The sequence below is a fragment of the Phycicoccus duodecadis genome, from assembly GCF_002846495.1.
GTDB lineage: Bacteria > Actinomycetota > Actinomycetes > Actinomycetales > Dermatophilaceae > Phycicoccus > Phycicoccus duodecadis.
On sequence record NZ_PJNE01000001.1, the window covers coordinates 1,686,445 to 1,707,405 of the forward strand.

A 20,961-nucleotide genomic window follows, 5' to 3' on the forward strand; every position below is an offset into this window, starting at 1 on the left:
GCCGGGACGCCCGCGCGTGGGAACTGGGCAGGGCTCCCGGCTACCCGGCGCTCACCTGGTCCTGCACCTTCTGCACCGATGCGGCGGCGTCCTGGGGCGTCGTCTGCCCGCTCGCGAGGGCGGCGAGGGCATCGTTCACGGCCTGGTCCACCTTCGGGTCCGCGAGGTAGCGCGAGTACTTCACGTTGGGGAGCCAGTCCGTCATGAACGTGTTCCAGATGGCCTTCTGGTTGTCGCCGGTGAACTTCTGGGGGGTGAGCCCCACCACCGCCGGCACGTCGTTGAAGGTGTTGATCATCTTCTGCGCACCGGCGCCCGCGATGAAGTCGGTGAGCACCTTGCACGCGAGCTCGGGGTTCTTGGTGTTCTTCGCCATGCCCAGGCCGACGTCCATGCCTCCGACCAGCTGCGGCTGGGATGCGCCACCCGGGATGGTCGGGAACAGGAACGGCTTCCAGCCGGCCATGCCCTGGGACACCGGCGGCGTGCCGGACCGGGTGGGGTCGGACTGCTGGATCCACCAGCTGCCGAACGGGAAGATCGCCGCCTTGCCCGCCTCGATCTGGTTGCCGGCGTCCGGGTAGGCCGTCAGGCCCATCGCGCCGTCCTGGAAGACCTTCTGGGTGAACAGCTTCTGCCAGTAGTCGAACGCCTTGACGATGTCCGGGTTGGTCCACTTGTCCGTCCCGCCCTCGGCCTTGTAGACGAGTCCCGGGTTCACGTTGTTGACGATCTGCAGGAAGACGATGCTGCGGTTCCAGCCCTGGAGAGCAGGCATCAGGAACGGGGCGAAGTCCTTGCCCTTCTGGTTCTTGGAGAACGCGACGAGCTCGTCCCAGGTCTGCGGGATCGTCGCGTTGTTCGCCTTGAGGATGTCCGTGTTCGCCCAGAGGTTCACGGTCTCGTTCATCAGGGGCAGCGAGTAGAAGTTGGTGTCGCCCTTGGGGTTGCCCAGCTGGGCTTCGGTGAGCCCGATCGGGAAGAACTTGGTCTTCCAGTCGGCGCCCCAGGTCTTGGCTGCACAGTCCTGCAGCGGCATGAGCTTGGCGCGGAACTGCTGGGTGTAGGCACCGGACTGCAGCCCCACGACGTCGGGCATCGTGTTGGACGCCGCGCGCGTCTGGAGGTCGACGAGGTAGTCAGGCGCGTTGTAGATCGTGGCCTTCACGGTGACGCCCTTGTTCGCCGCCTGGACGGCGGCGACCATCTGGTCCGTCGTCTGCTGGATCGGGCTCCACGACTCGAACGACACGGCATTGGTCGCTCCGCCGCTGTCGGACGCCGGGGCCGCGCCGCCGGCGCACGCGGTCAGCCCGAGGCAGGTGACCACTCCGCCCACAGTGAGAACGCTGATTCGAAGCCTCATTGCTTGATCCTCTCGTGCACCTGACTGAGTGGCGCGAACTTACCATGACTGTTGGATTATTTACATAGCATGTTGGCGGACTATCACAGGCGTTCGAAGGCTCGCGGAACGGCCCCTCGCCCTGGTGACGGGCCCCCTTCGGGGCGGACCGCTCCGGGCCCGGTCGGCCACCTCCGGGGCCCCCAGCGCCCCGGCGGCCCCGGCTCTGGCGCATGATGCAGGGAACGACCCGACCCAAGGAGCATCCGCATGGAGTACACCCGTCTCGGTAGCACCGGCCTGCGCGTGAGCCGCATCGCCCTGGGGTGCATGAGCTACGCCGACGGGTCGCGGGGGAACCACCCGTGGGCGCTCGACGAGGAGACCTCCGGCGCGTTCTTCCGGCAGGCCGTCGAGCTGGGGATCACGTTCTGGGACACCGCGAACGTCTACAGCGCGGGCACGTCCGAGGAGTTCGTGGGCCGGGCGATCCGGCGCTACAGCCGGCGCGAGGACATCGTGCTGGCCACCAAGGTGCACGGGAAGATGCACGACGGGCCCGGCGGCTCCGGGCTGTCGCGCAAGGCCATCCTCGAGCAGGTCGACGCCTCGCTGCGGCGCCTCGACACCGACTACGTCGACCTCTACCAGATCCACCGCCTCGACCCCGAGGTGCCGATGGAGGAGACGATGGAGGCGCTCCACGACATCGTGCGCGCCGGCAAGGCCCGCTACATCGGGGCGTCGTCGATGTGGGCCTGGCAGTTCGCGTCGATGCAGCACGCGGCCGACCTGAACGGCTGGACCCGGTTCGTCTCGATGCAGGACCAGTACAGCCTGCTGATGCGCGAGGAGGAGCGCGAGATGCTGCCGCTGCTCGCGGCCCAGGGTGTCGGCGCCATCCCGTGGAGCCCGCTGGCGCGTGGCCGGGTGGCGCGGCCGTGGGGCGAGCAGACCGACCGCTCGGGCACCGACGAGTTCGGCAAGCGGCTGTACCAGGACTCCGACGCGGCCATCGTGGGCGCCGTCGAGCGGATCGCCGCCGAGCGCGGGGTCGCGATGGCGAGCGTGGGGCTGGCCTGGGTGCTGCGCAACCCGGTCGTCGACGCGCCCATCGTCGGCGCGACCAAGCCGCACCACCTCACGGATGCCGTGGCCGCCCTCGACATCCAGCTCACCGACGCCGAGGTGGCCGCGCTCGAGGAGCACTACACGCCGCGCCCGAACACCGGGTTCTGAGCCGGCGGTCGGGGGCGGTCAGGCGTCGGTCGTCAGGCCGCAGGCGGCCCGGACGCGCGTGGCCACCATCGCCATCGTCGTGCGGGCCCGCACCGGGTCGTCGGTGAGGAAGTAGTGGTCGGCACCCGGCGTGACGTCGTGCACGACCTCGAGACCGGCCTCGCGCAGCCGCCGCGCGTAGGTGTCGCCGTCCGGGCGCAGGGCGTCGCGTTCACCGGTCATCACGATGGTCGGCGGCAGGCCCGAGAGGTCGTCGGCCAACAGCGGTGAGGCGTAAGGCTCCCGGCGCCGCTCGACATCGGGGAAGTACACCCGGCGCACCATCCGGCGCAGGGCGGGGTCGATCATCCCGGCGCCCTCGGGCACCTCGGAGGCGAGGTCGAGGGCGGGGACACCGAGCACCTGCAGCACCGGGGTGAAGGACGCGCGGTCGCGGGCCTGGAGGCACACCGAGGCCGCGACCTGGCCGCCGGCGCTGAAGCCCGAGACCACCAGCCGCGAGCCGTCTACGCCGTACTCGGTGCCGTGGGCGGCCAGGGCGGCGGCGACGTCGTGCCCCTCCTCCTGCCCCACGGGGTAGCGCACCTGCGGGGCCACCGACCAGTCGACGTTGGCGACGGCGACCCCGGCGGTGGCGGCGAGGTAGCGGCACCAGAAGTCGTCCATCTGGGGGTAGCGCATCACGAAGGCGCCGCCGTGGAAGTGCACGACGACCGGTGGCGCGGTGCCGGCCCGCGGCGGCCGGTACAGGTCCACCCGGACGTCGCCGTGCCGGGTCGGGACGCGCAGCCGCTCGGGGGCGGGCAGGTCGCGGCCGGCGAAGCGCAGGGGCTCCCCGTACCGGACGGTGAGGGGCGCCGACTTCTGCATCATCCAGGCACGGGCGTCGTCGAGCAGGGTCATGGGGGTGGTTCGTGGCGGGAGCTGGCACCGGATGGACGCGGGTAGGGCGCCGGATGGACGCGCTCGGGTCGAGAGGAGGCGACACGCAGGCTTCCACCGCTGCGGCCTCAGGGGGTGAACGCAACACGACCTGTGGAGGTGTGTTGTGACATTGAAGTTGGCTCGTCGGTTTGAGGACGCGTTCTGGCGTGAGTACCGGCTCGATGGTGACGTGCTGCGGTCCGCGGCTGTGGCTGGGGTCGGATCGAGCATCGCGGGGCGGTGGGTCCGCGAGTCTGGTGGCGTGATCAGGATGCGGGTTGCGGACTCTGGCCACCGGCTCAGCTTCGAGGAGCGTGAGGCGATCGAGGAGATGCTCGCCCGGGGCCATACCCAGGCGGAGATCGCGCGCGAGATCGGGCGGGCGCGGTCGACGATCAGTCGGGAGATCGCGCGCAACCTTCGCCCCAAGGGCCGCACCAGCGCCGGGACGGTGCGGATGCGGCCGTACTCGGCGCGGATCGCGCAGCTGAAGGCTGAGCAGCGGGCCCGCCGGCCCAAACCGACCAAGCTGTCCGGGCACCGGGTGCTCGCGGCGACGGTGCAGGCGTGGATCGGCGGGACCGAGCGGATGAGCCCTCAGCAGGTCAGCAACCGGCTCAAGGTGCTCTTCCCCGATGATGAGTCGATGCGGGTCTCCCACGAGACGCTCTACCAGGAGCTGTACGTCCAAGGCCGTGGCCACCTGCGCGCTGACCTGCACCACGCGCTTCGCACCGGTCGGGCCCGTCGGGCCCCGCGCAAGGCCGCCAAACGGCCCCGGGTGCCCGGGGAGCTGCTGATCGCGAATCGACCCAAGGACGTCGACGCCCGCACCGTGCCCGGGCACTGGGAAGGTGACCTGATCATCGGCAAGAACAGCGCCTCGGCGATCGGGACCCTGGTCGAGCGCACCACCCGGTTCGTGATCCTGCTTCACCTACCAGGGCGGCACGACGCCGAATCCGTCGCCGACGCCATCGCGCAACAGATCACCGCCCTACCCGAGCACCTGGCCCGCTCCCTGACCTGGGACCAAGGCGTCGAGCTGGTCGGCTCCCACCAACGAGTCCGTGCCGAGACCGGGCTGAGCGTGTGGTTCTGCGACCCCGCCTCGCCCTGGCAACGCGGCAGCAACGAGAACACCAACGGGCTCCTTCGCCAGTACTTCCCCAAGGGCACCGACCTGTCCGTGTACACCCAAGAAGACCTCGAGACCGTCGCAGACGGACTCAACGCCCGACCCCGCATGACCCTGGGATGGCGTACCCCAGCCGAAGCCCTCGCCGAAGTAGCCTGAAACCAACCCGTTGCGCTCACCGATTGAGACCGCCCGCCGGATGCTCTGCGTGTCGCCTCCTCTCGACCGGGTGTCAGGCGTCGAGGTCGCCCAGCACCGCCCGGACGCCGGCCTCGACCACCCCCGCGTCCGAGGTGACGGCGACGAACGGGATGCCGTGGGAGACGAGCGCCCGCGCCCGCTCGGGGGCACCGGCGAACCCGCCCACGAGGATGCCCTGGCGCTCTGCGGCCGCGACCACCCGCGCGAGCGGGCCGGTGGGGTCGTGGTCGGCGAGCAGCGCCTCCGGGGTGGTGCCCAATGAGAGCGACAGGTCGAACGGCCCGACGAACAGCCCGTCGACACCGGGGGTGGCCGCGATGACGTCGACGTCGTCGAGCGCGCCGGAGGTCTCGACCATCACCCAGCACTGCACCGCCTGGTTGGCCTCCTCGGGTGTGGTGGTGGTGCCGCCCCAGAGCGGCGCGAAGGGGCCCCAGCTGCGGTCGCCCAGCGGCGGGTACCGGGTGGCCAGGGCGGCCCGCCCGGCGTCGGCCACCCCCTCGACCGACGGGACGATGACGCCCGCGGCCCCGGCATCGAGGGCGGCCCCGATCCAGGCGGCGTCGACCGCGGGCACCCGCACCAGGAACGGTGTGGGCGCCCCGGCCAGGGCGCGGCCGATGACGTGCAGGGCCGCCCGGTCGACGGGGCCGTGCTGGGCGTCGAGCGCCAGCCAGTCGAAGCCGCCGGAGGCCAGCCTCAGCAGCAGGTCGACGTCGGTGGTGCTGGTCCAGATGCCGCGGGAGGTCTCCATCCCGCCATCCTGCCGGTCAGCCGGGCCCGAGCGCGCGCACCGCGTCGATGGTGTCGGCCTCGTCGGCCGTCTTGTCGTCGCGGTAGCGCAGGACCCGCGCGAAGCGCAGCGCGATGCCGCCCGGGTAGCGCGACGATCGCTGGATGCCGTCGATCGCGATCTCGACGACCTGCTCGGGGCGCACCGTGACCACGTACCCGTCGGCCGGGCCGTCGGCCAGCGCGGTGAAACGCTCGGTCTGCCACGCGAGCATCTCGTCCGTCATCCCCTTGAAGGTCTTCCCGACCATCACGAAGCCGCCGGTCTCGGGGTCGCGCGCGCCGAGGTGGATGTTCGAGAGCCAGCCCTGGCGCCGCCCCGACCCGCGCTCGACCGCCAGCACGACCAGGTCGAGGGTGTGGGTGGGCTTGACCTTGACCCAGCCGCTCCCCCGGCGGCCCGCGGCGTACGGCGCTGCCGCGTCCTTGACGACGACGCCCTCGTGGCCGGCGGCGACCAGGCCGCCGAAGAAGGACGCGGCCTCGGCGGGGTCCGTGGTGCGCACCCGCGGGACGAGCAGGTGCGGCGCCAGCGCCTCGAGCACCTCATGCCGCTCGAGCGCGGGGGCATCCACCAGGTCGCGACCGTCGGCGTGCAGCACGTCGAAGAGGTAGGTGGTCAGGGGCACCTCGGCCCGGAGCCGCTCGACGTCGGCGGAGCTGGCCGTGCGGGCCCCGGTGACCTGGAACGGCGCCGGCCGCCCGTCGTCGTGGAGGACGATGGCCTCGCCGTCGAGCACGAGGTCGCCGCCGGGCAGCGCCGCGACCGCCTCGACGACCTCGGGCACCCGGTCGGTGATCTCGTCGAGGCTGCGGGTGAAGACGGTGACGGCCCCGTCGCGCCGGTGGACCTGCACGCGGATGCCGTCGAGCTTGCCGTCGACCAGCATCTCGGCGCCGGCGAACCCCTCGACCGCCTCCGCGGTGGTCTTGGCCGAGCCGGCGAGCATCGGGCGCAGCGGGCGCCCGACCACCAGCCCGACCTGCTCGAGCGCCGCCCGGCCCCCCTCGGCCGCGAGCCCGGCGACGACGTGGGTGGAGCCGGCGAGCATCACGGCCCGGCGGACCACGGCGTCGGGGACGTCGAAGGCCCGGGCGAGGGCGGCCAGCACCACGCCGTCGAGAGCGCCCTGGCGGAGGTTGCCCGTCATCAGGGCGCGGAGGAAGGCCTGCTCGTCGGCCGTGGCGCGCGCCATCAGCTCGACCAGGGCGCCTCGCCGGGATGCCGTGGAGCCGGCGCCGGCCGTGGCGGCGAGCCGGTCGAAGGCGGCGTCGACCTCGGCCACCGTCAGCGACGACTCGGCCGCGGGCGCGGGCAGCGACCCGAGGGAGCGGTACCCGACCCCGAGGCGCCTCTGCGGGAGCACCCCGGAGAGGAACGCGACGACGGTGCCGACCTCGGTGGCGTCGGCCCGGGCGACCAGCCCGGCGATGGCCTCGGTCTTGGCCGTGCGCGATCGGGTGGCCGCGACCTGGTGGGAGACCGCGACGAGGTCGGCGAGGGCGACGTCCATCCGGCCATCCTGCCCGCGCCCACCGACAGCCCGCTCCCCCCGGACCCCCCTCGGCTTTTCGGGGTGACCCCGAAAAGCGCACCAGACACGAGCTGCGAGCCGGGGTCCCGTGCAGCAGGTCTTGTCTCGCGCGCCGGCCCGCTCCCACCGAGGCCGCGACCGGCCTCAGCGAGCGAGGCGCATCGGCACGTGCGGGATGCCGTCCTCGACGAACTCGTCGCCGTCGCGCGCGAACCCGAACCGGGCGTACCACCCCTCGAGGTAGGGCTGGGCGTCGAGCACCACCGGGCCCCGCGCCGCCGCGAGCGCCCCGCCCATGAGCTCGGCCGCCACCCCGGCCCCCCGCGCGGACGCCGCCGTCGCCACCCGCCCGATGCGCGCCACGCCGGCGCCGTCGTCGAGCACCCGCAGCGTCGCCACGACCGACCCGTCCGCCCCCTCGGCCCACCACTGCACGGTGGCCGCCTCGAGGTCGCGCCCGTCGAGGTCGGGGTACAGGCACGCCTGCTCGAGGACGAACACGTCCTGGCGCAGCCGCATCAGCGCGTACAGGGTCTCGGCGGACAGCTCGCGCGTGGGGGCGCAACGGACGGTGGGCACGCCCTCCACCCTAGGCACCGCCACCACGCACGAACGTGTGTGAAGAACGTCGGTATGCCGACGTTCTTCACACACGTTCGGGGAAAGCAGGGTCAGTGGCCGCGGAACTCCGCCGGGCGCTTGGCGACGAACGCCGCGGCGCCCTCGCGGTGGTCGGCCGTTCCGCCGAGCATCCGCTGGCCGGTGTCCTCGCGACCCAGCGCGCCCTCGACGTCGACGCTCGCCGCGTTGATGGCCGCCTTGGTCTCGGCCAGCGCCAGGGTGGCCCCGCCGGCGAAGGCCGCGAGCAGGGCGTCGGCCCGGGCCGCGAACCCCGCCGCCGGCACCGACTCGGCCACCAGCCCCCAGTCGGCCGCAGTGGCGCCGTCGAGCTTCTCACCGGTGAGGGCCAGGCGCATTGCGCGGGCCCGGCCCACCGACGCCGCCACCAGCGCGGTCGAGCCACCGTCGGGCATCAGGCCGATGCGGGCGAAGGCCAGCACGAACGGGGCTTCGTCGGCGGCCAGCACGTAGTCGCAGGCCAGGGCCATGGGCACCCCGATGCCGGCCGCCACCCCGTGGACCAGCGCGACGACCGGCGTGCGGGTGGCCAGGAGCGCCCGCACCAGCTCGGCGCCGGCGTCGAGCACACCCATCTGCGCGCCCTCGGCCGTCAGCGGGGCGCCGGAGCAGAACCCGCGGCCCTCGCCGCCGAGCGCGATGACGCGCACCTGCGGGTCGGCGTCGAAGGCGCGCACGGCCTCGACCACGGCCGCGCACATGTCCGGGTCGACGGCGTTGAGCCGCTCCGGGGCGTTGAGGGTGATCCGTCCGATGGGGCCGTCCGCCTCGACGCGGACCCGCTCGCTGCTCATGCCCACATCCAACCCCACCGGATGCCGCCACGGCGCGCCACGGCCGCGGGTGTCCGCGGGACCGCCCCGACGGGACGGACCTCCGGCTCAGGCCTGGGCGACCGCCCCCGACGCCAGCAACGCGTCGACCTCGGCGGCGGTGAAACCCCGCGCGCTCAGGTACGTCGTGGTGTCCGCCCCGGGCACGGGCTCCGGGCCCGGCCCCGCCTGCGGGGTGCCCGAGAACCGCGGCGTGGGTGCCGGCACCGGCGTGCCGCCCGGACCGTCGACGAAGGTGCGCCGGGCCGCCAGGTGGGGATGCGCCGACGCCTCGGCCAGCGACAGCACCGGCGCCACGCACGCGTCGGTGCCCTCGAAGACCGCCGCCCACTCGTCCCGGGTGCGCGACGCGAAGGCCGCGGTGAACGCCGCGCGCTGGGCCGGCCAGGTGGCGCGGTCGGCCTGCTCGAACTCGCCCCCGACGCCCAGCACGGCCACGAGCTCCGCCCAGAACTGCGGCTCCAAGGCCCCGACCGCCACGAAGCGGCCGTCGGCGCACTCGTACACGTCGTAGAAGGGCGCACCCCCGTCGACCAGGTTGGCGGCCCGCTCGTCACGCCAGGCGCCGGCGCCGAGCATCCCGTGCACCATCGACAGCAGGTGGGCGCTGCCGTCGACCATGGCGGCGTCGACGACCTGCCCGCGCCCGGTGACGCCCCGCGACACCAGCGCCGCCAGCACCCCGGCCACGAGGTACATCGCGCCGCCGCCGAAGTCGCCGACCAGCGGCACCGGCGCCACCGGGCGCTCGCGCGGCCCGAGCGCGTGCAGGGTCCCCGACAGCGCCGCGTACGTGATGTCGTGCCCGGCCCGCGATGCCCAGGGCCCGTCCTGCCCCCAGCCGGTCATCCGGCCGACGACCAGGCGGGGGTTGGCGGTCAGCAGCGCGGCCGGGTCGAGCCCGAGCCGCTCGAGCACACCGGGGCGGAAGCCCTCGAGGAGCACGTCGGCATCCTCGAGCAGCCGCCGCACCACCGCCACGCCATCCGGATGCTTGAGGTCGACCGCGATGCTGGGCCGCGAGCGCCGCAGGCCGCCCTGGAGCGCCAGCACGTTGCGCTCCCCCGGCCGGTCGACGCGCACCACGTCGGCGCCGAGCTCGGCCAGGACCATCGCGGCGAACGGCCCGGGCCCGATGCCGCCGAGCTCGGCCACCCGGACGCCGGCCAGCGGCCCGGTCGTCATCCTCGGGTCGGCCCCGGCTCCGCTCACCGCGCGGCGGGGACGAGCTCGCGCAGCCCGGGCACGACCTGTTCGGTGAAGGTGCGCAGGAAACGCTCCTGGTCGTGGCCCGGCCCGTGCACCACGAGGTGGTCGAAGCCGAGGTCGGTGTAGAACCGCAGCGCCTCGACGACGTCCTCGGGCTTCGAGGTGACCACCCACCGCTTGGCGACCTGCTCGATCGGCAGCTCGTCGGCGGCGCGCTCCATCTCCTCGGGTGAGTGGATGGAGTGCTTCTGCTCGGCGCTCAGCGACAGCGGCGCCCAGAAGCGGGTGTTCTCGAGGGCCTGCTCGGGGTCGGGGTCGTAGGAGACCTTGATCTCGATCATCCGGTCGATGTCGTCGTGGCCGCGGCCGGCCTTGTCGAGCCCCTCGTCGACCGCCGGCACCAGCTGGTCGCGGTAGAGCTCCTCGCCCTTGCCGGAGGTGCAGATGAAGCCGTCGCCGTGGCGCCCGGCGTAGCGCGCCACCATCGGTCCGCCGGCGGCGACGTAGACGGGCACCGGCTGGTCGGGGCGGTCGTAGATCGCGGCGTCCTCGGTGCGGTAGTACTCGCCCTCGAAGGTGACCCGCGGCTCGGTCCAGAGCCGCCGCATCAGCGTGACGGCCTCGCGCAGGCGGGCGAAGCGCTCCTTGAACTCGGGCCACTCGCCCTCGGTGACCGAGCCCACCGCGATCTCGTTCAGGGCCTCACCGGTGCCGACCCCGAGCATGACGCGGCCGGGAGCCAGGCACGCCATCGTGGCGAAGGTCTGCGCGACCACCGGCGGGTTGTAGCGGAAGGTCGGCGTCATCACCGAGGTGCCGAGCATGATCCGCTCGGTGCGCGCGAGCACCCACGACATCCAGGCGATGGAGTTGGGGGCGTGGCCACCCTCGAGGCGCCACGGCTGGAAGTGGTCGGAGATGGTGACCGAGTCGAGCCCGAGCTCCTCGGCCAGGACCGCGAAGCCGGCCAGGCCGGCGGGGTCGAACTGCTCGGCGGAGGCCTTGTACCCGACCCGGAGTCGCTGCGACGTCGTCATCGCTCCATCCTGCTACAGCCGATGGGCCGACGGGAGGGGCGACCGCGACGGGAACGGACCGTCCCCCTCGAACGGTCCGCACCCCGCCTGCCGGTGGTGCGTTCCCGGGCCATCAGCCCCCCGATGGCCCGGGTACCGCACCACCGTCCCCCGGTGGCGCGATGCGACCACTGTGGAGGAGGCCGCTACGCGCTCGCTGCGAATCCGCTGCGCGGCCGCGCCGGATGCCGCCCCCGGTGCGCCCACCGGGGGCTAGCGTGACGTCGTGCGCCACCCCCGACGTCATCTGCTCGTGGCCGGGCTGCTGCTCGCGCTCACCGCCCTGCTCGTGCCGCTCCCCGCTGCCGCCTCGTGGCCGGCCCACGTCCTGCTCGGATGGTCCGTCGGTGCCGTCGCGTTCAGCGTCCCCGTGCTGGTCCTGAGCCACCGGATGAGCGCCGGGGCCACCGCCGACCTGTTCGAGGGGGCGGACGGGGGGCGCACCGAGACCGACGTGATCGTGGTCCTGGCGGCCTTCGCCAGCCTGGGCGCGATCGGCGTGATGCTGGGCGGCAGCGGGGGGAGCCGGGCGTTCGAGGCCGGCGTGACGATGCTCGCGGTCGGCGCCAGCTGGCTGGCCATCCACAGCGTCTACACCCTGCGCTACGCCCGCCACTACCTCGTCAACGAGCCCGGGTGCATCCAGTTCGAGGGGTCCGACCCGCCGCGGCTGTCCGACTTCGCGTACCTGTCCTTCACCCTCGGCATGACCTACCAGGTCTCCGACACCGACCTGCAGACCTCCGAGGTCCGGCGCATCGTGCTGCGGCACACGCTGCTGAGCTACCTCTTCGGCACCGTCATCGTGGCGGCGACGATCAACCTCGTCGTGGGACTCGCCTCCGGCGGCTGAGGCGGCGCCGGTCTAGCGTGGAGGTCATGGCCTCCGACCCCCGCGACCCCGCCGCCGCCGCCGACCTCACCGATCTCGCCGCCCTGAGCGGCCACGAGCAGGTCGTGTTCTGCACCGACGCCGCCACGGGGCTGCGAGCCGTCATCGCGCTGCACTCCACCGCCCTCGGGCCAGGCCTCGGCGGCACCCGCTTCCACCCCTACCCCTCGATGGCCGCGGCCCTGGGCGACGCGCTGCGCCTCTCGCGCGCGATGTCGTACAAGAACGCGCTGGCCGGTCTCGACCACGGCGGCGGCAAGGCCGTCATCCTCGGCGACCCCGCCACGGACAAGACGCCCGAGCTGCTGCGCGCCTACGGCCGCTTCGTCGAGTCGCTCGGCGGCCGCTACGTGACCGCCTGCGACGTCGGCACCTACGTCGCCGACATGGACGTCGTCGCCGAGGAGACCCGGTGGGCCACCGGCCGCTCGCCCGAGCGCGGCGGGGCGGGCGACTCCTCGGAGCTGACCGCCCTCGGGGTCTTCCAGGGGATGCGCGCCGCCGCCCAGCACGTCTGGGGCGAGCCCACCCTGGCGGGGCGGCGCGTCGGCATCGCCGGAGTGGGCAAGGTGGGCTCCCGGCTGGCCGACCGCCTGCTCGACGACGGGGCCGAGGTCGTCGTCACCGACGTCGACGCGGCCGCCGTGGCCCGGGTCACCGGGCGCCACCCGGAGGTCGGGACCGCCCCCGACGCCGCCACCCTGGCCGCCCAGGACCTCGACGTCTTCAGCCCCAACGCCCTGGGCGCCGCCCTCGACGACACCACCGTCGACGCCCTGCGCGCCCGCGTGGTGTGCGGGGGGGCCAACAACCAGCTGGCCCACGCGGGCACCGCCGCGCGGCTGGCCGGCCGGGGCATCGTCTACACCCCGGACTTCCTGGTCAACGCCGGTGGCGTCATCCAGGTCAGCGACGAGCTGCACGGCTTCGACATGGAGCGCGCGGCCGGGCGCACCCGCGCGATCTTCGACAGCACCCTCGAGGTGCTGCGGGCGGCCGAGGCGGAGGGCACCACCCCGGCCGAGGCCGCCGACCGGCTGGCCGAGCGCCGGATGGCCGCCGGTGGGCGCACCCCCTGGCTGCCGTCCACCACGTGAGACGCCCCCGGCCGAGCCACACGGCGGAGAACCGGCGGGGCGCCGCCCGCGGCCTCCACGCCGGTGGTGCCGGCGTCGCCCTGCGTCAGCGGACGGCCCCCCCGCCATGTATCGTTGCCATCACGATTGCAACCATTCCCGGAGCCGCTCCGCGACGCCGGATGACCCCTTCGCCGGGGTCCTCCGACCAGCGATGCCGCCCCGGCAGACGCACGAGGGGGTCACGCCATGGGGCGCGGCCGAGCCAAGGCCAAGCAGACGAAGGTCGCCCGCGAGCTGAAGTACTTCAGCCCGGACACCGACCTCTCGGCACTTGAGCGAGAACTGCACACGCAGACCAGTCCCGGTGGCGGCGCCGCCGAGCGCGACCGGGACGACGACGACGACTACGACTCCTGGGCCACCGGCCGGCGCTGACGTCGGCCGGGACCCCCTCCGGCTCCCGCCATTCCTCGTGGTGTGCCCTCGGGCCGCACCTCCTGTGCACCCTGGTGGTCATGCCTGCGCGCCGTCTGACATGCTCCGGTCATGAGCACGCCCACTGCCGCCGAGACCCGCCGCCTCGGCGTCGAGACCACCGGCATCGAGATCATCGACGAGGCCGAGCGCACCGCGTCGCCCCGTGACCTCTTCTGGCCGTGGTTCGCGGCCAACGTGTCGGTCTTCGGCATCTCCTACGCGGCCTTCGTGCTGGGCTTCGGCATCTCCGTCGGGCAGGGGGTGGTGGTCGCCGTCCTCGGCATCGTGGTGTCCTTCCTGCTGTGCGGCGTCGTCGCCGTCGCCGGCAAGCGCGGCTCGGCCCCCACGATGATCCTGTCGCGAGCCTCCTTCGGGGTCGTGGGCCAGAAGGTGCCGGGCGTCATCTCGTGGCTGACCTCGATCGGCTGGGAGACCTTCCTGGCCATCACCGCCGTGCTCGCCACCGCCACGGTCTTCCAGCGCCTCGGGTTCAGCGGCGGCGCGGCCACCAAGGTCGTCGCCGCGGTCGTCGTGGCGCTGCTCATCGTCAGCGCCTCGGTGGCCGGCTACCACGTCATCATGCGGCTGCAGTCGGTCCTGACCTGGCTCACCGGCATCGTCACGGTCATGTTCGTGGTCATCGTGCTCGTCCAGGGCACCATCACGTGGGATGCCGTCGCCGCCGTCCCGGCGGGCCCCACCGGTGCCGTCGTCGGGGCCTTCGTCATGGTCATGACCGGATTCGGGCTCGGCTGGATCAACATCGCCGCCGACTGGTCCCGCTACCAGCGCCGTGACGCCTCCGACCGCGCGGTCGTCGTCTGGAACACCGTCGGCGGCTCGGTCGCCCCGGTCGTGCTGGTCTGCTTCGGCCTGCTGGTCGCCGCCTCCGACCCGAAGGTCGCCACCGGCATCGCCAGCGACCCCGTCGGCGCGCTGGCCACCATCCTGCCGACCTGGTTCCTGGTGCCGTTCCTGGTGGCGGTCATCCTGTCGCTCGTCTCGGGCGCCGTGCTCGGCATCTACTCCTCCGGCCTGACGCTGCTCTCGCTCGGTGTGCGCATCCCGCGCCCGGCCGCGGCCCTGGTCGACGGCGTCATCCTCACCCTCGGCACGTTCTTCGTGGTGTTCGTCGCGAAGGACTTCCTGGGGCCGTTCCAGTCCTTCCTGATCACCCTCGGCGTGCCGCTGGCCGCCTGGGCCGGCATCTTCATCGCCGACCTGGTCCTGCGCCGGCGCGACTACGACTGGGGCCCTGGTGGCTCCGACGCCCTCTTCGACGCCCGCGGCCGCTACGGCGCCGTCGACTGGGTGTCGGTCGGGACGATGGTCGTCGCCTCCGTGCTGGGCTGGGGGCTGGTCGTGAACGGGTTCGCCCAGGACGCCGCGTGGAACAACTGGCAGGGCTACCTGCTCGAGCCGCTGCACCTCGGCACCTACGTCACCACCGGTGAGGGCGCCCCCTACTGGGACGGCACCTGGCCCTACGCCAACATCGGCGTCATCCTGGCCTTCGTACTCGGGCTCGTGGTCACCGGGGTCGCGCGCCGGTCCACGGTCCGGCGGCAGGAGCAGGCCACGGCCGAGCCGGCGTCCGCACCCGTCGCCTGATGCCGGGCCCCGACGGCTGGCTCGTCGTCGTCGACCCGCAGGTGGTCTTCGCCGACCCCGGCGCGTCGCCCTGGGGCTCGCCGATGTTCGGCGACGCCGTGGGCGGGATGGTCGCGCTGGCGCGTGAGTTCGGACCCGAGCGCACGGTCGTCACGCGCTTCGTGGCCGACCCCGGGCTGGGCGGCTCCTGGGAGCCGTACTACCGCGAGTGGCCGTTCGCGCTGGTGCCCGACGGCGACCCGCTCTACAAGGTGGTGCCCGAGCTCGAGGGGCTGGCCGGGCACGTGGTGACCGCCGGGACGTTCGGCAAGTGGCCGGTGCTCTCGGGGCTGGTGGCGCCCGGCGACCGGGTCACCCTGGCCGGGGTGGCCACCGACTGCTGCGTCATCTCCACGGCCCTGCCGATGGCGGACGCCGGCGTGCGGGTCGAGGTCGCGGCGCGAGCCTGCGCGGGCTCGACCCCCGAGAACCACGCGCGAGCGCTCGCGGCGATGGCGCTGTTCGCGCCCCAGATCGTGGTCTGACAGCGCCGTCCGGCCCTGCCGCAGGGGGCCACCCCGGCGACCGGCGACTCAGAGCACGCCCGCCAGCGCCAGCATGCCGGCCCCCGCCGCGGTGCCGAGCAGCCCTCCGGCCAGGCCGACGGCCCGCGGGCCGAGCGCGGTCCGCCCGGCCAGCGCCGCCACGGCCGCGAGCCCCAGGCACCAGGCGACCAGGAGCCCCGGCGCCGCGTCCAGCGCGAGACCGCCGGCGTCGAGGCGGCCCGACCCGAGGTCGAGAACGCTCCCGAACAGGGCGACCACCAGGGCCACGGCCAGCATCACGAGCGACAGGTAGGCCGCCAGCGCCAGCGTGCCGGCCAGGAGGACGCCCACGGCCCAGCGGCGGGCCGTCCGGTGGGCGAGCTCGTCGGGGTCGGCGTGGCGCGGGGCCAGGGTGGTCGCGGACGTCTCTGCGGGCATGCCCCCGAGCGTGACCGGGCGACTCCCCCGCTGTCATGAGTGCCGGTACTCAGGTCGGGCCTGCGCCCCGCCGTACGAGGCCGGCGGGGTCAGGCGCGCGGGTGGTCGCCGACGAGCTCCACGGAGCCGCCGTCGACGCCCTTGGCCCCGCGCACGACCTCGCCGGGGGCGGCGTCGGCCTCGGCCGCGGGATGCACCTCACCCATGACCCAGGTCCGGATGCCGCGGGCCTCGAGGTGGGCGCTCGCGGCGTCGACCGAGGCGGCCGGAAGCACCGCCACGAACCCGACGCCCATGTTCAGGGTGCGCTCCAGGTCGGCGCGGGGCACACCCCCCAGCGACGCGACGGTGGAGAACACGGGTGGCGGCGTCCACGAGGCACGGTCGAGCCGGGCGTGCACCGAGTCGGGCAGCACCCGCGCCAGGTTGGCGGCCAGGCCGCCGCCCGTGACGTGCGACAGCGCGTGCACGTCGACCCCCTCGAGCCGCACGAGGTCGAGCAGGTCGGCCGCGTAGACGCGGGTGGGCTCGAGCAGCTCCTCGCCGAGGGTGCGCCCGAACTCGTCGACGTGCCGGTCGAGGGCCCAGCCGGCGTGGTCGACCACGCGGCGCACCAGCGAGTAGCCGTTGGAGTGCAGCCCGCTGCTGGCGAGCCCGAGGACGACATCGCCCGCACGGACCCGCTGCGGGCCCAGCACGTCGTCGTACTCGACGACGCCCGTGGCCGCGCCCGCCACGTCGTACTCGTCGGGCCCGAGGAGGCCGGGGTGCTCGGCCGTCTCTCCCCCCACGAGGGCCACCCGGGCCTGGGCGCAGGCGGCGGCGACGCCCGACACGATGGCGGCGATCCGCTCGGGCACGACCTTGCCGCACGCGATGTAGTCGGTCATGAACAGCGCCTCGGCGCCGCAGACCACGATGTCGTCGACGACCATCCCGACCAGGTCGAAGCCGATGGTGTCGTGCCGGTCGAGGGCCTGCGCGATCGCGACCTTGGTGCCGACCCCGTCGGTCGAGGTCGCGAGCACCGGGCGACGGTAGGTGGCGAGCGCGCTGGCGTCGAACATCCCGGCGAAGCCGCCGAGGCCGCCCAGCACCTCGGGGCGGGTGGCGCGGCGCACCGACTCCTTCATCAGCTCGACGGCCCGGTCGCCGGCCTCGACGTCGACCCCGGCCGCCGCGTAGGTGATGCCGGTGGGCCGCTCGGTCTCGCTGGGCTCGGTCACGCCCGGCAGCCTACCGAGCCGCGGCGCGGGGGCCGGGCGCCGCCCGCGCCGGTCCGACGAGAGGAGGTGACACGCCGACCGTCCGCCCCGGCGCTCCGCGTGTCACCTCCTCTCGACCATGGCCGAACGGCGGCACGACACGCCGTTCGGACGGCAATACCGGCAACGTCGTCACACCCGTCCCACCAGGGCCTAGGTTGAGGTGCGCCACCCCCCTGCCCCGAGGAGCTCTCCGTGTCCGTCACCACCCGCCGCGTCGTCCTGGGCGCCGCTGCCTGGTCGACCCCCGTCATCGTCGTCGGCACCGCCGCGCCCGCGCTCGCCGCGTCCGGCACGTCCGTCACCGCCACCTACGCCGTCGACCGGCAGTCCGGCCTGGTGGTGCAGAGCGGTGTCATCACCAACCAGGGGGCCGTCGCGGTCGTCGTCACCATCCGCATCCAGGCCGACCTCACCACGGGCACCATCACGGGCGGGCAGCTGAACAACGACACCGCCTGGACCACGACGTACTTCAACTGGACCGACGGCACAGGGAACGACATGACCTCTGCCTCGTACGTCGGCAACACCAACGTCCCGCTCGCCCCGGGCGACAGCATCGCCACGCCCGACGTGGGGTACTCCCTCGACTCCGACGCCGCCACGGGCACGACCCGCCTCACCCTGTCGGTCCCGGCCCCGTCGACGGCGGTGGACCCCGCGCCGCTGCCCGTACCCCCGTTCGCCGCCCTGACCCGCAGCAGCACGACCCCGAAGCAGGGCTTCCCGCCCGTCGGCTGAGCCACCTGGTCGACGGCGGGCCCCTCACGGGGGCCCGCCGTCGGCGTCACAGGGCCCTGAGGATGTCCTCGACCCGGTCCTTGGCGTCGCCGAACAGCATCTGGGTGTTCTCGCGGAAGAACAGCGGGTTCTGCACGCCCGCGTACCCGGTGGCCATCGACCGCTTGAACACCACCACGTCCTTGGCCTCCCACACCCGCAGGACCGGCATCCCCGCGATGGGCGAGGTGGGGTCCTCGGCCGCAGCCGGGTTGACGGTGTCGTTGGCCCCGATGACCAGGACCACGTCGGTGGCGGCCAGGTCGTCGTTGACCTCGTCCATCTCGAGGACGATGTCGTAGGGGACCTTGGCCTCGGCCAGCAGCACGTTCATGTGGCCGGGCAGCCGCCCGGCCACCGGGTGGATGCCGAAGCGGACGTCGACGCCCCGCTCCCGCAGCGCCCTGGTCAGCGCCGCAACCGGGTACTGCGCCTGCGCGACGGCCATCCCGTAGCCGGGCGTGATGACGACCGACGACGCGTCCGAGAGCAGGGATGCCACACCCTCGGCGGTGATCTCGCGGTGGTCGCCGTAGTCGGTGTCGTCGGCCGTGGTGCCGCCCTCGACCCCGAAGCCCCCGGCGATCACGGAGATGAACGAGCGGTTCATGGCGCGGCACATGATGTACGACAGGTACGCACCCGAGGAGCCCACGAGCGCGCCGGTGATGATCAGCAGGTCGTTGCTCAGCAGGAAGCCGGCCGCCGCCGCCGCCCAGCCGGAGTAGCTGTTCAGCATCGACACCACGACCGGCATGTCGCCCCCGCCGATCGAGGCGACCAGGTGCCAGCCGAGGGCCAGCGCCAGCAGCGTGACCAGGCCCAGCAGAGCGTGCCGGACGAAGACGGCGTGCTCGGGCACCGCCACGTAGACGACGGTCAGCACGACGAAGAGCCCGAGCGCCCCGAGGTTGATCCCGTTGCGGTACGGGAGCATCAGCGGCTTGGACGGGATGCGCGCCGAGAGCTTCAGGAACGCGACGATCGAGCCGGTGAGGGTGACGGCCCCGATGAAGACCCCGACGAACACCTCGATGTCGTGGATGGTCGGGTAGGGGGCCACCTCGTACGAGCTGTTCCAGCCCACCAGCACGGCCGCCAGCCCGACGAAGCTGTGCAGGAGCGCGATGAGCTCGGGCATCCCGGTCATCTCGACCTTGCGGGCCCGGTCGAGGCCGACCGCGGCTCCGATGGCCATCGCGACCAGGATGAGCAGCAGTCCCAGCCACCCGGAGCCGCCGGCGCCGAAGGTGGCCGCCAGCACGGTGGCGACCAGCGCCACGGCCATCCCGGCGATACCCAGCCGGTTGCCGCGCCGGGCGGTCTCGTGCCGGCTGAGGCCCGCGAGGGCGAGGATGAAGAGCAGGCCGGCGACGACGTACGCGCCCTGGACCAGGGTCGCGCTCATCGGGTGGCCTCCTCGCGGCGGAACATGCCGAGCATCCGCGCCGTGACCCGGAACCCGCCGAACACGTTGATGCTCGCCACGAGGATGCCGACGAAGGCCAGCACGGTGACGGCCGCGCTGCCCCGGCCGACCTGGAGGAGAGCGCCCACGACGATGATGCCGCTGATGGCGTTGGTGACCGACATCAGCGGGGTGTGCAGCGCGTGGTGCACGTTGCCGATGACGTAGAAGCCGATGACCACCGCGAGCATGAACACCATGAAGTGCCGCAGGAAGGGGGCCGGCGCGAAGGCCGAGACCAGCAGGAACAGGGCGGCACCGGCGGCCGCCAGGGCCAGCTTCGTGGAGCCGCTCATCGGCGCCTTCGGCTCAGGGGCGACCCGGTCGAGCGTGGCGACGGCGCTGCCGGGCGCGGGGGCGGCCGCCGACACCTGAACCGGCGGTGGTGGCCACAGCACCTCCCCTTCGCGCACGACCGTCATCCCGCGCTGGACGACGTCGTCGAGGTCGAGCACGACCTCACCGTCCTGGCCGGGGGTCAGCAGCTTCATGAGGTTGACCAGGTTGGTGCCGAACAGCTGCGAGGCCTGGGTGGGGAGGCGCCCCGGGAGGTCGGTGTAGCCCAGGATCGTGACGCCGTGGTCGGTGACGACCTTCTGCCCCGCCACCGTGCCCGCGACGTTGCCGCCGTTGGCCGCCGCCATGTCGACCACTACCGAGCCCGGCTTCATCGAGGCGACCATCTCCTCGGTGAGCAGGCGGGGGGCGGGGCGGCCGGGGATGAGGGCCGTGGTGATGACGATGTCGACGTCGGCGGCCTGCTCGGCGTACAGCGCGGCGGCCTTGGCGTCGAAGTCGGCGCTGGTCTCCTTGGCGTAGCCGTCAGCCGAGGGGCCCGCGTCGTCGACGTCGATGCGGAGGAAGCGCGCCCCCATCGACTCGACCTGCTCGGCGACCTCGGGGCGGGCGTCGAAGGCGCGCACCACGGCACCCAGGCTGTTGGCGGTGCCGATGGCGGCCAGCCCGGCCACGCCGGCGCCGACCACCAGGACCTTGGCCGGCGGCACCTTGCCGGCCGCGGTGACCTGCCCGGTGAAGAACGAGCCGAACTCGTGGGCGGCCTCGATCACGGCCCGGTAGCCGCCGATGTTGGCCATCGACGACAGCACGTCGAGGGACTGGGCCCGCGAGATGCGCGGCACGGCGTCCATCGCCATGGCGGTGACCCCGCGGGCGGCCAGCTGCTGCACCAGCTCGGGCTCGAGGGCGGGGGACATCAGGGAGGCCACGAGCTGGCCGGGGCGCAGCCGCTCGAGCTCGTCGTCGGAGGGCGCGTTGATCTTGAGGATGACGTCGGCGTTCCAGACGGCGTCGTCGATGACGTCGGCGCCCGCGGTGCGGTAGGCGCCGTCGTCGAAGCTGGCGAGGCGGCCGGCGCCGTGCTCGACGAAGACGACATAGCCGAGCGCGACGAGCTGTTCGACGGTCCGGGGCGTCGCGGCCACCCGCGTCTCACCGGGTCTGGACTCGCGAGGGACGCCGATGCGCACGGG

20 protein-coding genes are annotated in these 20,961 nt (G+C 73.5%); 8 read left to right on the plus strand and 12 right to left on the minus strand.

Going from position 1 to position 20,961, the window contains the following annotated elements; translation table 11 throughout:
* Positions 1-40 precede the first annotated feature (40 nt).
* On the minus strand, positions 41-1,366 hold the full coding sequence (locus ATL31_RS07800) for an ABC transporter substrate-binding protein (RefSeq protein ID WP_101395271.1): 1,326 nt from the start codon (positions 1,364-1,366) through the stop codon (positions 41-43).
* A gap of 249 nt (positions 1,367-1,615) precedes the next feature.
* Here ATL31_RS07800 and ATL31_RS07805 point away from each other — a divergent pair, with 249 nt between their 5' ends.
* Positions 1,616-2,584, plus strand: coding sequence for an aldo/keto reductase (locus tag ATL31_RS07805; protein WP_101395272.1), 969 nt, complete (start codon positions 1,616-1,618; stop codon positions 2,582-2,584).
* An 18-nt stretch (positions 2,585-2,602) separates the two neighbouring features.
* On the opposite strand, the gene ATL31_RS07810 is transcribed toward ATL31_RS07805, so the two are convergent.
* Positions 2,603-3,487 carry an alpha/beta hydrolase gene (locus ATL31_RS07810; protein WP_211283985.1) on the minus strand — a complete coding sequence of 295 codons (885 nt, stop codon included), beginning with the start codon at positions 3,485-3,487 and terminating at the stop codon, positions 2,603-2,605.
* Between the two features lie 130 nt (positions 3,488-3,617).
* Here ATL31_RS07810 and ATL31_RS07815 point away from each other — a divergent pair, with 130 nt between their 5' ends.
* Positions 3,618-4,805 (plus strand): IS30 family transposase, encoded by a 1,188-nt coding sequence (locus ATL31_RS07815; protein ID WP_425440338.1) that lies wholly within the window; start codon positions 3,618-3,620, stop codon positions 4,803-4,805.
* Between the two features lie 73 nt (positions 4,806-4,878).
* Here ATL31_RS07815 and ATL31_RS07820 read toward each other — a convergent pair whose 3' ends face one another.
* The 6 genes from ATL31_RS07820 to fgd all read right to left on the minus strand — a co-directional run bounded on the left by ATL31_RS07820 (position 4,879) and on the right by fgd (position 10,892).
* Positions 4,879-5,601, minus strand: coding sequence for an HpcH/HpaI aldolase family protein (locus ATL31_RS07820; protein ID WP_101395273.1), 723 nt, complete (start codon positions 5,599-5,601; stop codon positions 4,879-4,881).
* 16 nt (positions 5,602-5,617) lie between these two features.
* Positions 5,618-7,153: an ATP-dependent DNA ligase gene (locus ATL31_RS07825; protein ID WP_101395274.1), complete on the minus strand. Its 1,536-nt coding sequence runs from the start codon at positions 7,151-7,153 to the stop codon at positions 5,618-5,620.
* A gap of 165 nt (positions 7,154-7,318) precedes the next feature.
* Positions 7,319-7,753, minus strand: coding sequence for a GNAT family N-acetyltransferase (locus ATL31_RS07830; RefSeq protein WP_245862105.1), 435 nt, complete (start codon positions 7,751-7,753; stop codon positions 7,319-7,321).
* A gap of 92 nt (positions 7,754-7,845) precedes the next feature.
* Positions 7,846-8,607 carry an enoyl-CoA hydratase-related protein gene (locus tag ATL31_RS07835; RefSeq protein ID WP_101395275.1) on the minus strand — a complete coding sequence of 254 codons (762 nt, stop codon included), beginning with the start codon at positions 8,605-8,607 and terminating at the stop codon, positions 7,846-7,848.
* A gap of 87 nt (positions 8,608-8,694) precedes the next feature.
* The gene (locus ATL31_RS07840) at positions 8,695-9,831 is read right to left on the minus strand and encodes a CaiB/BaiF CoA transferase family protein (protein ID WP_101395276.1); all 1,137 of its coding nucleotides are present in this window, start codon (positions 9,829-9,831) and stop codon (positions 8,695-8,697) included.
* Positions 9,832-9,854: 23 nt separating this feature from the next.
* Entirely contained in the window at positions 9,855-10,892 is a 1,038-nt protein-coding gene (gene fgd / locus ATL31_RS07845; RefSeq protein WP_101395277.1) for a glucose-6-phosphate dehydrogenase (coenzyme-F420), read from the minus strand.
* A 265-nt stretch (positions 10,893-11,157) separates the two neighbouring features.
* Between fgd and ATL31_RS07850 the strand changes: the two genes are divergently transcribed.
* The 5 genes from ATL31_RS07850 (at position 11,158) to ATL31_RS07870 (ending at position 15,514) form a co-directional block, all read left to right on the plus strand.
* Entirely contained in the window at positions 11,158-11,784 is a 627-nt protein-coding gene (locus ATL31_RS07850) for a DUF1345 domain-containing protein (RefSeq protein ID WP_101395278.1), read from the plus strand.
* A gap of 26 nt (positions 11,785-11,810) precedes the next feature.
* Entirely contained in the window at positions 11,811-12,920 is a 1,110-nt protein-coding gene (locus ATL31_RS07855) for a Glu/Leu/Phe/Val family dehydrogenase (protein ID WP_101395279.1), read from the plus strand.
* A gap of 228 nt (positions 12,921-13,148) precedes the next feature.
* Positions 13,149-13,337: a DUF3073 domain-containing protein gene (locus tag ATL31_RS07860; protein ID WP_101395280.1), complete on the plus strand. Its 189-nt coding sequence runs from the start codon at positions 13,149-13,151 to the stop codon at positions 13,335-13,337.
* A 111-nt stretch (positions 13,338-13,448) separates the two neighbouring features.
* A complete protein-coding gene (locus tag ATL31_RS07865) occupies positions 13,449-14,990 on the plus strand; it encodes a purine-cytosine permease family protein (protein ID WP_101395281.1) in 1,542 nt (513 codons plus the stop codon).
* A complete protein-coding gene (locus ATL31_RS07870; RefSeq protein ID WP_101395282.1) occupies positions 14,990-15,514 on the plus strand; it encodes a cysteine hydrolase family protein in 525 nt (174 codons plus the stop codon). Before ATL31_RS07865 ends, ATL31_RS07870 begins: the two co-directional genes overlap by 1 nt.
* 48 nt (positions 15,515-15,562) lie before the next feature.
* Here the strand turns inward: ATL31_RS07870 and ATL31_RS07875 are convergent, their stop codons facing one another.
* A complete protein-coding gene (locus tag ATL31_RS07875; protein WP_101395283.1) occupies positions 15,563-15,952 on the minus strand; it encodes a hypothetical protein in 390 nt (129 codons plus the stop codon).
* Between the two features lie 89 nt (positions 15,953-16,041).
* Positions 16,042-17,178 carry a phosphoribosylformylglycinamidine cyclo-ligase gene (gene purM / locus ATL31_RS07880; protein ID WP_101395284.1) on the minus strand — a complete coding sequence of 379 codons (1,137 nt, stop codon included), beginning with the start codon at positions 17,176-17,178 and terminating at the stop codon, positions 16,042-16,044.
* Positions 17,179-17,412: 234 nt separating this feature from the next.
* Here purM and ATL31_RS07885 point away from each other — a divergent pair, with 234 nt between their 5' ends.
* Positions 17,413-17,961, plus strand: coding sequence for a hypothetical protein (locus ATL31_RS07885; protein WP_101395285.1), 549 nt, complete (start codon positions 17,413-17,415; stop codon positions 17,959-17,961).
* Positions 17,962-18,007: 46 nt separating this feature from the next.
* On the opposite strand, the gene pntB is transcribed toward ATL31_RS07885, so the two are convergent.
* Both pntB and ATL31_RS07895 read right to left on the minus strand, forming a co-directional pair.
* Entirely contained in the window at positions 18,008-19,408 is a 1,401-nt protein-coding gene (gene pntB, locus ATL31_RS07890; RefSeq protein WP_101395286.1) for a Re/Si-specific NAD(P)(+) transhydrogenase subunit beta, read from the minus strand.
* Positions 19,405-20,958 (minus strand): Re/Si-specific NAD(P)(+) transhydrogenase subunit alpha, encoded by a 1,554-nt coding sequence (locus ATL31_RS07895; RefSeq protein WP_101395287.1) that lies wholly within the window; start codon positions 20,956-20,958, stop codon positions 19,405-19,407. The genes pntB and ATL31_RS07895 overlap by 4 nt, the downstream gene beginning before the upstream one ends.
* Positions 20,959-20,961: the final 3 nt, after the last annotated feature.

Coding starts and splice junctions, on each gene's coding strand:
- ATL31_RS07870 (WP_101395282.1), top strand. CDS start 14,990: ATGCCGGGCCCCGACGGCTGGCTCGTCGTCGTCGACCCGCAGGTGGTC.
- ATL31_RS07860 (WP_101395280.1), top strand. CDS start 13,149: ATGGGGCGCGGCCGAGCCAAGGCCAAGCAGACGAAGGTCGCCCGCGAG.
- pntB (WP_101395286.1), bottom strand. CDS start 19,408: ATGAGCGCGACCCTGGTCCAGGGCGCGTACGTCGTCGCCGGCCTGCTC.
- ATL31_RS07840 (WP_101395276.1), bottom strand. CDS start 9,831: ATGACGACCGGGCCGCTGGCCGGCGTCCGGGTGGCCGAGCTCGGCGGC.
- ATL31_RS07825 (WP_101395274.1), bottom strand. CDS start 7,153: ATGGACGTCGCCCTCGCCGACCTCGTCGCGGTCTCCCACCAGGTCGCG.
- ATL31_RS07855 (WP_101395279.1), top strand. CDS start 11,811: ATGGCCTCCGACCCCCGCGACCCCGCCGCCGCCGCCGACCTCACCGAT.
- ATL31_RS07865 (WP_101395281.1), top strand. CDS start 13,449: ATGAGCACGCCCACTGCCGCCGAGACCCGCCGCCTCGGCGTCGAGACC.
- ATL31_RS07820 (WP_101395273.1), bottom strand. CDS start 5,601: ATGGAGACCTCCCGCGGCATCTGGACCAGCACCACCGACGTCGACCTG.
- ATL31_RS07875 (WP_101395283.1), bottom strand. CDS start 15,952: ATGCCCGCAGAGACGTCCGCGACCACCCTGGCCCCGCGCCACGCCGAC.
- fgd (WP_101395277.1), bottom strand. CDS start 10,892: ATGACGACGTCGCAGCGACTCCGGGTCGGGTACAAGGCCTCCGCCGAG.
- ATL31_RS07805 (WP_101395272.1), top strand. CDS start 1,616: ATGGAGTACACCCGTCTCGGTAGCACCGGCCTGCGCGTGAGCCGCATC.
- ATL31_RS07835 (WP_101395275.1), bottom strand. CDS start 8,607: ATGAGCAGCGAGCGGGTCCGCGTCGAGGCGGACGGCCCCATCGGACGG.
- ATL31_RS07810 (WP_211283985.1), bottom strand. CDS start 3,487: ATGACCCTGCTCGACGACGCCCGTGCCTGGATGATGCAGAAGTCGGCG.
- ATL31_RS07800 (WP_101395271.1), bottom strand. CDS start 1,366: ATGAGGCTTCGAATCAGCGTTCTCACTGTGGGCGGAGTGGTCACCTGC.